General features: G+C 63.9%; 11 protein-coding genes. All 11 read left to right on the forward strand.

Annotation, left to right across the window (positions count from 1 at the left end):
- Positions 1-273: 273 nt before the first annotated feature.
- Entirely contained in the window at positions 274-2,121 is a 1,848-nt protein-coding gene (msbA, locus tag ACFOW7_RS10805; RefSeq protein ID WP_378164019.1) for a lipid A export permease/ATP-binding protein MsbA, read from the forward strand.
- Complete coding sequence (locus tag ACFOW7_RS10810) at positions 2,118-3,236, forward strand: glycosyltransferase family 4 protein (protein ID WP_378164021.1); 1,119 nt, start codon at positions 2,118-2,120, stop codon at positions 3,234-3,236. Before msbA ends, ACFOW7_RS10810 begins: the two co-directional genes overlap by 4 nt.
- Positions 3,236-4,390, forward strand: a complete 1,155-nt coding sequence (locus ACFOW7_RS10815; RefSeq protein ID WP_378164023.1) for a glycosyltransferase family 4 protein — start codon at positions 3,236-3,238, stop codon at positions 4,388-4,390. The genes ACFOW7_RS10810 and ACFOW7_RS10815 overlap by 1 nt, the downstream gene beginning before the upstream one ends.
- The gene (locus ACFOW7_RS10820) at positions 4,387-5,367 is read left to right on the forward strand and encodes a glycosyltransferase (protein ID WP_378164025.1); all 981 of its coding nucleotides are present in this window, start codon (positions 4,387-4,389) and stop codon (positions 5,365-5,367) included. The genes ACFOW7_RS10815 and ACFOW7_RS10820 overlap by 4 nt, the downstream gene beginning before the upstream one ends.
- Positions 5,368-5,550: 183 nt before the next feature.
- Complete coding sequence (locus ACFOW7_RS10825) at positions 5,551-6,528, forward strand: glycosyltransferase (protein ID WP_378164027.1); 978 nt, start codon at positions 5,551-5,553, stop codon at positions 6,526-6,528.
- The gene (locus ACFOW7_RS10830) at positions 6,521-7,834 is read left to right on the forward strand and encodes an O-antigen ligase family protein (RefSeq protein WP_378164029.1); all 1,314 of its coding nucleotides are present in this window, start codon (positions 6,521-6,523) and stop codon (positions 7,832-7,834) included. The genes ACFOW7_RS10825 and ACFOW7_RS10830 overlap by 8 nt, the downstream gene beginning before the upstream one ends.
- 884 nt (positions 7,835-8,718) lie before the next feature.
- Positions 8,719-9,861 (forward strand): homoserine O-succinyltransferase MetX, encoded by a 1,143-nt coding sequence (gene metX / locus ACFOW7_RS10835; protein WP_378164031.1) that lies wholly within the window; start codon positions 8,719-8,721, stop codon positions 9,859-9,861.
- On the forward strand, positions 9,858-10,454 hold the full coding sequence (metW, locus tag ACFOW7_RS10840; protein WP_378164033.1) for a methionine biosynthesis protein MetW: 597 nt from the start codon (positions 9,858-9,860) through the stop codon (positions 10,452-10,454). Before metX ends, metW begins: the two co-directional genes overlap by 4 nt.
- 148 nt (positions 10,455-10,602) lie before the next feature.
- A complete protein-coding gene (locus tag ACFOW7_RS10845; RefSeq protein ID WP_378164035.1) occupies positions 10,603-11,286 on the forward strand; it encodes a glycine-rich domain-containing protein in 684 nt (227 codons plus the stop codon).
- 264 nt (positions 11,287-11,550) lie between these two features.
- A complete protein-coding gene (locus tag ACFOW7_RS10850; protein ID WP_378164037.1) occupies positions 11,551-12,177 on the forward strand; it encodes a glycine-rich domain-containing protein in 627 nt (208 codons plus the stop codon).
- Between the two features lie 171 nt (positions 12,178-12,348).
- Positions 12,349-12,963: a 2OG-Fe(II) oxygenase gene (locus ACFOW7_RS10855; protein WP_378164039.1), complete on the forward strand. Its 615-nt coding sequence runs from the start codon at positions 12,349-12,351 to the stop codon at positions 12,961-12,963.
- Positions 12,964-13,041: the final 78 nt, after the last annotated feature.

A 13,041-nucleotide genomic window follows, 5' to 3' on the forward strand; every position in this document is an offset into this window, starting at 1 on the left:
TGCACACTCTGTCAAACATGACAGTGGGAGAAATCGTCGCTAGCGGCTAAGCTGCCGGTCCTGCCGTGTCATCAACGCCGCCCGCAGGCGGTGGAATGCGATCCGTTTTGACTTTGCCGGACCATTGTTTGACTCAAGGTTGCCACGCCACCCTGCCCTGCCACCGCGCCGCCCCTGCCTTCTGGCCGGGGCGGTTTGCCATTGGGGAGCAGCGAAGCGGGGGAGCCGGGCGCTTTCGGTTAAAATGCCGGCTTTGCCTTACCCGCTGCTGCTGTGACCAACCGTCAACTGTATTTCCGCATCCTTGGCCATTTCCGGCCCTATCTCGGCATCGCGGTGCTGACCATGATCGCTGTCGCGCTGGCCTCGATGACCGATGTGATGCTGGTCAAGCAGCTACAGACGGTGATCGATGCCCTGGGCACCACCAGCCAGCAGGCCGCGCCCGGGCTATTGCCCGAAAATGGCCTGCTCAGTCGGGTGCAGGCGCTGCTGGGCAATCTCCTGGGGCCGCTCGACCCGCGCACGGCGCCGCTGTGGAGCATTCCCACCGTTATCCTGCTGCTGGCGCTGGTGCGCATGGTCAGCAGCTTTGCCGGCGACTACGGCAGTGCCTGGCTGGCCGGCCAGGTGCAGCTCGATCTGCGCCAGGCCATGTTCGGTCGTCTGCTGACCCTGCCCAACCGTTTCTACGACCGCAGCTCGGTCGGCGAGACGCTGTCGCGGGTGGCATTCGATGTTGGTCAGGTGTCCAACGCCGGTCTCAATGTCCTCAATGTGGTGGTGCGCGACAGCGTGGCCGTGGTGGGCTATCTGAGTGCCATGTTTACGCTCGATTGGCAGCTGTCGCTGTTCTGTCTAATTCTGGCGCCCGGTGTCGGGCTGGTGGTGGCGGTCGCGGGCAAGCGGCTGCGCAAACTCAGCCGGGGCACCCAGGCCACGATGGGCACGCTGACCCGGGTGCTCGACGAATCGATCGGCGGCCAACGGGTAGTGAAGATTTTTGGCGGTGCCCACTATGAAGGGCAGCGCTTTTTCGAAGTCGCCAACCGGGTGCGCCAGCTTGGCGTCAAGCAGGCTGCCACCTCGGCGCTGAACTCGGGCCTGATCATGTTGCTGATCGGCCTGACCCTGTCGGCCATCATCTATTTCGCCCTGCAACGCGCCCAGCATGGCGCGCTGTCCCCGGGCGCCTTCGTGGCCTTTATGGGCTCGCTGCTGGCGATCCAGGGGCCGATCAAGAATCTGACCAAGATCAACGAGCCGCTTCAGCGCGGCCTGGCGGCAGGCGAATCGGTATTTGGCGTGCTCGATGCCGAGGCCGAACCCGACCACGGCCGCCAGCCCATCGAGCGGGCGCGCGGGGAATTACGCTTCGAGGCGGTGGAATTCCGTTACGACGCCGACCAGGACGAACGGCCGGCGCTCGATCGTTTCGACCTGCATATCGCCGCCGGCGAAACGGTGGCGCTGGTCGGCGGCTCCGGCAGCGGCAAGAGTACGGCAGCGAGCCTGTTGCCGCGCTTCTACGACCCGAACCAGGGCCGCATCCTGCTCGATGGCGTCGATCTGCGCGAACTGCCGCTTGCCGACCTGCGCCGCCAGATTGCCCTGGTCAGCCAGGACGTGGTGCTGTTCAACGACTCGATTGCCCGCAATATCGCCTATGGCGATGCAGCCCCCGACCGCGACCGGGTGATCGCGGCAGCCCAAGCGGCCTATGCCGACGAATTTATCCGCCAGTTGCCCGACGGCTACGACACCGAAATCGGCGAAAACGGCGCCCGGCTCTCGGGCGGCCAGCGCCAGCGGCTGGCGATTGCCCGGGCGCTTTATAAAGACGCACCGATCCTGATTCTCGACGAGGCGACCTCGGCGCTCGATACCGAGTCCGAGCGCCAGGTCCAGGCCGCGCTCGAGCGGCTGATGCAGGGCCGCACCACCCTGGTGATCGCCCACCGGCTCAGCACCATCGAGCGGGCCGACCGCATCGTCGCCATGGAGCGGGGCCGGATCGTCGAAAGCGGCAGCCATGCCGAACTGCTGGCCCGCGACGGGCTGTATGCCCGCCTCCATACGCAACACCGACTGGCCGGACCGGCCGAGGAAACCCGACCATGAACCGACCCTTGCGCATCGTCCATACCGAAAACTCCTGCGGCTGGGGCGGCCAGGAAATCCGCATCCTGACCGAGATGCGCGGCATGCTCGACCGTGGTCATCAGCTCACCTTGCTCTGTCCGCGCGAAGCGGCCATCCACGATGCCGCCATCAAGCTCGGCATTCCGACCGTCGCCCTGCCGATTGCCCGCAAGAAGCTCGGCGGCGTGCTGGCCATGCGCGGCTGGCTGGCCCAGCATGGCAGCGAGGTCGATGTGATCAACTGCCATAGCTCGACCGATTCCTGGTTGAGCGCCACCGCCAGCACCCTGCTCGCCAAGGCGCCACCCATCGTGCGCACGCGCCATGTCTCGACCGCCGTCAACAACGCTGCCACCACGCGCTGGCTCTATCTCAAGGCCACCCGCCATATCGTCACCACCGGCGAGCGGCTGCGCCAGCAGCTGCACCGCGACAACGGTTATCCGCTTGAACATATGACCTCGATCCCGACCGGGATCGACCTGGACCGCTACCAGCCGCGCCCGCGCACCGAGATGCGGGCCGAACTGGGCCTGCCCGAGCGGCCGACGCTCGGTATCGTCGCCACCTTGCGCGGCTGGAAGGGTCATCAATACCTGTTCGATGCCTGGCGTGAACTGCAACAGCGTTTCCCCGACTGGCAACTGGTGGTGGTCGGCCATGGCCCGCAGTGGGAAGCGCTCAATCAGCGCGCCCGCGACGAAGGGTTTGGCGAGCGGGTGCGTTTTGTCGGCAATCGCGACGATGTGGAGAAATGGCTCGGCGCCTTCGACCTGTTCGTGCTGCCGTCCTGGGGCAATGAAGGCGTGCCGCAGGGGATCATGCAGGCGATGGCCACCGGCCTGCCGGTGGTGTCCACCACCGTCGGCGCCATCGATGAAGCGGTCGCCGCCGATGAAACCGGCTTTCTGGTCGGGCCGCGTGACGCGGTGGCGCTGACCGCCGCGCTCGACCGCCTGATGGGCAACGAAGCGCTGCGGCGCCAGTTCGGCGAAGCCGGGCTGCAACGAGCGCGGCGCCAGTTCGGCCTCGACCATATGCTCGACCGCATGCTCACCGTCTTCGAGGCCGCCTGTGCCGGGACGGAGCGCTGATGCGGCTGGCCTACGCCTATAACGAGATCCTGCCGAAACGCTCGGCCCACGACGTCTATGTGGCGCGCAACGCCCATGCGCTGGCCGCAGCGGGCGTGGAAACCACGCTGCTGGTCGGCCGCGGCGGTCCGCACGATGCCGCCCTGCTCGACCATTACCGGCTCGATCCGCTGCCGACCTTCCGGCTGGCCCGGCTGCCCATCGTGCGGCGCAATCTGGCGCTGCCGATCACGCTCAATGCGGTGTTCAACTGGTCGGCCCAGTCCTGGCTGCGCCGGCAACGCCCCGACTGGCTGGCGCTCAGCGTGATCAAGCAGGGCCAGTTCCATCTGGCGCGGCGGATCAGCGGCATCCGCTATGTCTATGAAGTCCATGAGCTGGCCTGGTATCCCGGCCGCGACGCCGGCGCCCCGGCCATCGCGGCGCGGCTGGCCGCCGAGCGCACGATGCTGGCAGCCTGCGACCTGGTGACTGTCACGACCGAGGCACTTGCCACCATCCTGCGGCAACCGCCCTATTCACTGCGCGTCCCGATTGCCGTGATTCCGCTGGCGACCCCGCCGCTTCTCCCCGCAGGGCCGACCGAGCACCGCACCCCCACGCTCAGGCTTGCCTATATCGGCCAGCTCTACCGCGAACAAGGGGTGGAACTGCTGCTGGAAGCGCTGGCCCGCACCAACTCGGCCGAACTCGATGTGATCGGCGGCAAGGAAGCGGAAGTCGCCGCACTGCGCACGACGGCCCAGCGTCTGGGCATCGCCGATCGGGTCCGCTGGCATGGTTTTCAGGCACCGGCAGCCCTGCCTGCCCTGGTGGCAGCGGCCGATGTCTGTGTCGCGCCATTTCTGTCGGTCGGCCGGATGCCCTATGTGGCCCATACCAAGCTGCTCGAATATATAGGCTGGCGCCGACCGGTGATTGCGCCGCGCCTGCCGGTGGTCGAGGAGCATTTCCCGGACGGTGCCGGTGCCGAGCTGTATGCAGCCGATGATCCGGCGGCGCTGGCCCAGGCGATCGAAGCGCTGCAACAGCCGGACAAGCTGGCACAGCGGCGGTGCGAGATCGCCGCCCATCGTGGCTGCCTCGACTGGGCCGGGCGCAGTGCCGCCTATCTGGCAGCGCTGGAAGCCGTCGCGGCGGGGCAGACCCTGTGAATCAGCCGCCCTTGTCGGTCGTGATCCCGGTCCACGACGCCGCACCCTATCTGCCGGCGCTGTTCGAGGCGCTCGATGCCCAGACCCTGGCCGGCATCGCCTATATCTTCGTCAACGACGGCTCGCATGACGACTCGGCCCGCCTGCTCGACGACTATGCGGCCAGCCGTCCCGGCGTGCTGGTGCTGCACCAGCAGCCGGCGCGCGGCGTGTCGGCGGCGCGCAATCTGGGGCTGGCCCATATCCGTGGCGACTATGTCGGTTTCTGCGACGCCGACGACCAACCAGCGCCCGACCACTACGCCCAGCTCTACGAACTGGCCTGCCACCATCGGCTCGATATCGCCTTCGGCAATGGCTGCTATTTCAACCAGGCGCCCGGCGACGATCACCGGCTGATCGTGCAGCAGCCCAAGCCCACTGCCGTGCTCGATGGCGCCGGTTGGCTCGATGCCTGTCTGGTGGGGCGTGAATGGATCTATGCGGTCTATCTGAGCCTGTTGCGCTGCGACTGGCTGCGCGAACACGGTCTGCGCTTTCCCGAAGGCATGGTGCATGAAGATGTGGTGTGGACCAACGAGCTGCTGTTGCGGGCAGGTCGGGTAGCCTATCAGGCAGCGCCCACCTATCATTACCGCCGCACGCCCGGCTCGATCATGCGTAACCGCAGCCGCGACGGACTCTGGCGCCGCATCGACGGCCACACCAAAGCCGCAGCCCATCTACAGCGGATCAGCGACAGCGCCGCAGCGGCGCTGCGCCCGGCACTGCGGGCCCAGGCGCTGATCGAGTTGAACAAGCTGCTTGGCCTGTTGGGCGATCTGGACGACTGGCAACTCAAGACCGCCTGCGCCCGTCGACTGCGCCGCAGCGGCCTGTTTGGCTGGGGCTGGCATCACGGCGGCGGCCGTTTGCGCTGGCGGCTGGTGCGGGCCTCGCTGCTGGCGGCGCTGGCGACGGGTTCGGCCGACGGCTAGAATCGATCAGATTTATTCCTTTTTAAACAGAACGCTCTCCCGATCTAGCGACTATTTTGCAGATTATTTTATATAATCCTCACACTCCAGCATCCGCGCCCCTGATGGCCTCAATAAGGGCCGGTGTTGCGGAACCTCACCTGTCGCGTCGGGTCCGACCCGGCCAGCTTACTGATCCGTTCTATGCCTGCCGTCAGCGTCGTCATCCCGGTCCATAATGCCGCGCCGTATCTGCCCGCGCTGTTCCAGGCGCTTGTGGCGCAGGCGCTGGCCGATCTTGAATTCATCCTGATCGACGACGGCAGCAGCGATGGCAGTGCCGCGCTGCTCGACGGTTTCGTGGCGGCAGAGCCCCGCGCACAGCTGATCCGCCACGCCACGCCACAGGGCGTCTCACGCGCCCGCAACGCCGGCATCACCGTGGCACGCGGTCGCTATATCGGTTTTTGCGATGCCGATGATGTGCCGGCGCCGCAACTATGGTCCTCGCTGCTCGCGGCGGCCGAAGCAGAACAGCTCGATGTGGTGCTGTGCAACGGTCGCCGCTTCGAAGGCGAGCCATCCGACAGCGCCCCGCTGCTGGCACGACGGCCCAAGCCCGAGGGTGTGCTGAGCGGGCGCAATTGGCTGGTCCACAGCATCGAGCAAGGCGAATATCTGGTAATGGTCTACCTGACCCTGGTGGCGCGCCGCCTGTTCGAGGGCGGGGCCTTGCGTTTCGTCCCCGCCATCGTGCACGAGGATGTGCTGTGGATGACCGATCTGCTGCTTCACACCCAGAGACTGCGCTATCTGAACCAGCCGCTCTACCACTACCGCCGCACCCCCGGCTCGATCACCGAAGGCCACAGCGAGCAGCGCGCCTGCGAGCGGGTGGCGGGCTATGCGGTGGTGATCGATACCCTGCTGCGCTGGTCCGACGACAGCCGCGAGCCGCGTCTGGCCGGCGCCTTGCGTGCCCAGGCCCGTGCCAATGCCCGGCATCTGCTGGCGCTGGCCGAACGACAGACCAGCTCCCCGGCCAGACGGCGGGTAGCGGCAGTCATCGCCCGGCACGGTCTGTTGCGGCTGCTGTGGCAACGGGCGCAGGGACTGGGCGACCGGCGCCGCATCGCCCGGGTCTGGATGGCGGCCAAACTGGCACGACCCACTTATGACTAGCGCCCTGGCCCGTTTTACCACTGCTCCCTGGTTGCGCAGTCTGACCGAATTGGCGCTGGTCGCTTTCGGGACCACGCTGCTCGCCACCCGTCACACCTATGGCCGCTGGGGCGCGCTGCTGGCGCTGCTGGGCATTGCGCTGGCACTGGTCGATCTGCGCCGGCACGAGCGCTGGCCGTTCGAGCGGGCGGATTGGCTGCCAGCGCTGGCGGTGCTGCTGTTTCCGCTCTATCAGTCGCTATCTATCCTGGCCCACGGCGGTCCGCCCCATCTGTTCGAATGGACCTGGCATCTGTTCTACGCCTTGCCGGTCGCTTTTGTGGTCCGCCGACTCAGACCCTCTCCCGCCACCTTTCCGGCCGGCCTGGCCGTCGGCGCCGGTGCCGCCTTCGCGCTGGCGCTGCTTCAGGTTGTCTCGCAGGAAATGGAGCGGGCGCGCGGCTACTGGCATATGGTGGTCTTTGGCAATCTGGCGCTGGCGATCGGCCTGTTACCGCTGCTATGCCTGGAAGCCCGCTGGTTCCACGAGCGACTCCAGGCGCTGGCCATCGTCGGTGCCCTCGCTGGCACCATGGCCTCACTGCTGTCGGGTTCACGCGGCGGCTGGCTGGCACTGCCCTTTTTCTGGCTGATCTGGTACCGCTCGCGCCGGCCCCGGGTCGGCGGCCCTCCGCCGCTCGACCGCCGGCTGCTCGGCCTGTTCATCGGCTGCGCCGTGGCGATGGCGGTGGTATTTGGTCCTGGGGTGATCAAACGGGTCGAGCAGGCTGGCCAGGATATCGTGGCTTACCGCAGCGGCCAGGTGGTCACTTCGCTTGGCATGCGCTTTGAAATGTGGGGCGCGGCCATCGATATGGCACGCGAGCATCCTTTGACTGGCGTCGGCCCATGGCGCTTCGGCGCCGAACTGGCCGAACGGGTCGAGCAAGGCAAGCTGCCCCGACCGCTGCTGGAGTTCGAGCACGCCCATAACGAATTCCTCAACATCCTCGCCACCCAGGGCGCCCCGGGTCTGCTGGCGCTGCTGTTCAGCTATCTGGGCCTGGCGCTCTACTTCGAGCGGCAGCGCCGGATCAAACGCAACCGCGAAGCCCCGCTGGCTGCCATGGGACTGGCACTGGTGGTGATGTTTGCGGTGTTTGGCTTGTCCGAAGTGATGTTCGCTCACCGCGTCAGCTATCTGCTTTTTGCGGTGCTGATCGGGGTGTGCTGGGGCTTCCAGCAAGGCCCGAGCACGACACGGCTGCGCTATGTCCATCGTGAAAAGACGGTCTGGATGCCTCGCGATCTGAGTCGAGTGCCTTGAGACAAAGAATTCTGTAGCCACGTCTGGTGGCGCTAAGGGAATGGAGACCTTCCCCATGAAAATGCCTACCAAGAAGAAGGCAGGCATTTTTCTGGCGGAGTATTAAACCCTTGCCAATTAAAACGCAAGCGGTTTATGTAAAAAATCTAATCCACACAGAATTCACTGAGTCGCTGTACGACCTTTCCATTAATAAACAGAATAATTCGACGTCGATAGCTATGATCACCCGGGCTTTTACTATCGGCCCAACCGTACTGATCTCCCTCGTCTTTGAATCTTGCCAACGGCTCTCCAAGCAAGGCAAGTACTTGCTGCTCTGAGAACCCATTTTTCCACCTGAATAAAAGAAGCCTCGGAGTATTTTGACGAATACAATGTATCCTCTTTGTAGACATGAGAGGATATGTATCCTAGCCAACCATCAAGCGAGAAAACCTCAAACATTGCAGCGCTGAAGAACAGCCCGCAACTCACTCCCAGACCAAAGCACAAGAAATTCTTATTTTTCGTTTCTTGCATTCCCTGCAGCTCCTCCAACCCAATAAAATTGAGGCTTGCGCAGAACATTTATCAGGACCAAAGAAAAACATCCATCAATTATCTGCACGAAATGCATTCTTGATTGCATTTTCACCTGAGGAAATCAAAAATCATCCCACCCACTATTTTTGCCATAAGCTCTTGCATCGCCACCTAATAAATTTTCCGAATATTCTCATTACAGCAGCTTCTAGCAAGACACTTATCTCACTTGCCAAGCCGCATAGAAGCTGGGCTTGCGGTGCAAAGGAGCAAGGTGTCCTCTCCTGCCCGCAGGACGCAAAGTGCTGCATGGATTAGGGTAAACTCAGCCGCCTATCGGCCACCCTTGGTGAAAAGCCATGCACGATCCCACCTCCGTCGGCCTGGTCCGCGCGCAGCGTGCCGAATTCGATCAACCGTTGACGCTGCAAAGCGGCGCAGTCCTGCCGAGCTATGAACTGGTCTACGAGACCTACGGTACGCTCAACGCCGAGCGCAGCAATGCCGTACTGATCTGCCATGCCCTGTCGGGCAACCATCATGTCGCCGGGCGCTATAGCCCCGAAGATAAATATCCGGGCTGGTGGGACAATATGGTCGGCCCCGGCAAACCCATCGACACCAACCGCTTCTTCGTGGTCGGCGTCAATAATCTGGGCGGCTGCCATGGCTCGACCGGGCCATCCTCGCTTGAACCGGGGCGCAATGAAGCGTGGGGATCGCGTTTCCCGGTGGTGGTGGTCAACGACTGGGTCCATGCCCAGGCCCAACTGGCCGACCGGCTTGGCATCGACTGCTGGGCGGCGGTGATCGGCGGCAGTCTGGGCGGGATGCAGGCGCTGCGCTGGAGTGTCACCTTTCCCGAGCGGCTGCGTCATTGTCTGGTGATCGCCTCGGCCCCCAAGCTGTCGGCTCAGAACATCGCCTTTAACGATGTGGCGCGCAATGCCATTCTGACCGACCCCGACTTTCATGGCGGCGACTACTACCGCCATGGCGTTACCCCCAAACGCGGCTTGCGGCTGGCGCGGATGCTGGGGCATATCACCTATCTGTCCGATGCGGGGCTGGGCGGCAAATTCGGTCGTCAGCTCAAGAACGACGGCTATCGCTTTGGCTACGATGTCGAATTCGAGATCGAATCGTATCTGCGCTACCAGGGCGACCGATTCGCCGATGTGTTCGACGCCAATACCTATCTGCTGATGACCCGGGCGCTCGATTATTTCGATCCGGCGCGCCATTTCGACGGCAGTCTGGCCCAGGCGCTGTCGGCCACCTCGGCGCGGTTTCTGGTGGTCAGCTTCACCACCGACTGGCGTTTCTCGCCCGAGCGCTCGAAAGAGATCGTCAAGGCCCTGCTCGATGGCCGGAAATCGGTCTGCTATGCCGAAATCGACTCGCAGCACGGTCACGACGCCTTCCTGATGACCGACCCCGCCTATATGCGCCTGATGCACGCCTATCTCAACCGCGTGGCCGACGAGGTAAATCCGCGATGAACCCGACCGAATTGCGTCCCGACCTGGCGCGGATTGCCGCCTGGATCGCCCCGGAAAGCCGGGTGCTCGACCTCGGCTGCGGCGAAGGCGAATTGTTGGCCTGGCTGCGCGACCATAAGCGCGTGGCCGGTTATGGCGTCGAGATCGATATGGATGGCGTGATCGCCTGTGCCGGTCGCGGCGTCAATGTGATCCAGCGCGACCTTGAATCGGGCCTGGCCGGTTTCGAGCCCGACTCCTTCGATTATGTGGTGCTGTCGCTGACCATCCAGGCCATGCACCGGGTCGAGCTGATCATCGACGAAATGCTGCGGGTCGGCCGCACCGGCATCGTCACCTTCCCCAACTTCGGCTACTGGGAAAACCGCTGGCAACTGCTGCGCGGGCGCATGCCGGTCTCGGAAACCCTGCCCTACCAGTGGTACGACACGCCCAATATCCACCTCTGCACCGTGCGCGATTTCGAGCACTTCCTCGATCAGCGCGGCGCCCGCCTGACCGGCCAGACCGTGCTCCATCGCGGTCAGCGCGTCGAATGGCTGCCCAATCTGCTCGGCAGTCTGGCACTAGTACGCTTTGAACGGACCCGTTGAGGCGGATACACTCACCGTCATATTCCTGAAACATTCCAGTCACATCATCAGCCGCGCAGCACCTAGCATCGCTCAAGCAGATTATTTTAATAATGTGCGCTGACGACTGCCTTGCGATGCCGGTCTCAGGCACTATGCTTGGAGAACTATGAGCACAGCATTTTTCCTGATTCCGGCCGGCATCGCGACAGTCATCGTGATGCTGATCCTGGCCTACCGGCGCAAACAGCGGCTGCGGCAAGCCTATATCGAAGACGCCCCGCTACCCAAGGGGCTGATCGAGCGGGTCAAGCCTAAGCATCCCCATCTGACCAACGCGCAGTGGTCGCAGGTCGAAGCGGGACTGCGCCAATTCTTCCGCCTCAATCTGCACTCGAACTTCGAACTGGTGGCGATGCCGTCCCAGGTGGTGGACGACCTGTGGCACGAGTTCATCCTCTACACCCGCAACTATCAGGAATTCTGTCGTCGGGCACTGGGCCGCTTCCTCCATCACACCCCGGCCGTCGCGATGGAAAACGCCGGCACGCAGCGCAAGGCTCTGCACCGGGCCTGGCTGCTGGCCTGCGCCGATGAAAAGATCAATCCGAAAAAGCCCTCGCGCCTGCCCAAGCTGTTCGCGCTCGATGCCAGCCTCGCCATCGTCGGTGGCTTCGTCTACCTGCCCGACTGCCAGGCCGCCCAGGCCGCCGGACAGAGCGGCGTCCACTGCGGCAGCGCTCTCGGCAGTTGCAGCAGCGGCGGTGATGGAGATGGCGATGGAGGGGGTGATGGCGATGGAGGTGGGGACAGCAGCGGTTGCGGTGGCGGCGGCTGCGGAGGTGGCGACTGAACGCCGCTCAATCCTGCCCCCTGCCTGCTGTACCGTCGCCAGCCTCCTCTTGCTGACCGCTTCCTCCAACGGGTTTTCGCCCGTTTTTCCGCTTGCGCCCTCGCGCCAAAAAAACTCCTCGTTGAGGCTGCTCTGTCATTTGGCTGAAACATTCCCGTCACATGATAGGCCGCGCAACACCCGCATCGCTTCAGCAAAAATCCTTTAAAAACATCGCTGAAGACCGCCTGGCGATGCCGGTCTCCGGCTCAGGAGATAAACAAGATGAGTATCTGGATCGTGGGTGGCATGTTCTTCGGGGCAATCGCCGTGTCCTACCTTGCCCTACGCGTCGAGCAACGTCGGCGCCAATATCTGGCCAGCGCGCCCTTGCCCAAAGGGCTGATCGAGCGAGTCAAGCCCAAACACCCCCATCTGACCGCCGCACAGTGGCACGATGTCGAAGCGGGGCTGCGTCAGTTCTTCCTGTTCAACCTGCAGGCCAAGGGGCATCTGGTGGCGATGCCGTCCCAGGTGGTGGACGACCTGTGGCACGAATTCATCCTCTACACCCGCAACTACCAGGAATTCTGCCGCCAGGGCTTCGGGCGCCTGCTCCACCACACACCGGCCGTGGCGATGACCCATGACGACCAGCAACGCCACGGACTGCGCCGGGCCTGGTATCTGTCCTGTGCCTACGAAGGCATCGACCCGAAGCAGCCCTCACGCCTGCCCAAGCTGTTCGCGCTCGACGCGAGCCTCGCCATCGTCGGCGGCTTCGTCTACCAGCCCGACTGCCAGGCCGCCGGACAAAGCGGCGTCTACTGCGGCAGCGACCTCAGCAGTTGCAGCGGCGGCTGCGGTGGTGATGGCGGCGATGGTTGCGGCGGTGGCTGCGGCGGCGACTGAGCCCTGCCAGCCTTTCCCCGACCTCCCCCCTCTCCTCCCTCACTCCCCAACCCACCCGGGTTGTTCGTCATTTTCCCCCGCCTCACCGCCCGCTCCACCACGGCCCCAAGCCAAACCCCGGCCCCGCCGTCCATGCCATACTGCGTGCTTTCGCCGCTGTGCCCGCCTGTTATGGATGCTTCGTTCGCTGCCCGACTCCCTGCCCTGATCGACCGTCTGGCCACCGATGGCTGGTTTGTCTGCCCCGATTTCCTCGACGCTACCACCGTCGCCGCCTTGCAAGCGGAAGGCCGGCAACGGCTTGAGGCCGGAGAATTCCACCGAGCCAGCGTCGGCCGTGCGACGGGCGCGTCGATCCGCGACCAGATACGCGGCGACTCGGTACTATGGCTCGACCCCGCGCAGGCCACTTCCCCCGAACAGGTTTATTGGCAGCAGATCGAGCTGTTGCGTCAGACCATCAACCGCGAGCTGTATCTGGGCGTTGCCGACGGTGAATACCATTACGCCCACTATCCGGTCGGTACGTTCTACAAGCGCCATCTCGACCGCTTCCGCGACGACGATGCGCGGGTGGTGTCTTGCGTGTGCTACCTCAATCAGGCCTGGCAGGAGACGGAAGGCGGCCAGCTCAGAATGCAGCTCGACGACGGCCGTGAAGTCGATATCGCACCTCAGGGCGGCAATCTGGTCTGTTTTCTGTCCGACCGTTTCCCCCATGAAGTGCTGCCGGCGACGCGGGAGCGTTGGTCGATCACCGGGTGGATGCGGCGGCGGACGGGATAAGCAGGTGGACCGCTAATGGAAAGTTTTAGGAAAATTGTTTGCAAGTATTCAATTGGGTTGGAGGCGTAAATAAATATC

The organism is Chitinimonas lacunae (assembly GCF_042650885.1).
In the GTDB taxonomy this organism is placed as follows: domain Bacteria; phylum Pseudomonadota; class Gammaproteobacteria; order Burkholderiales; family Chitinimonadaceae; genus Chitinimonas_A; species Chitinimonas_A lacunae.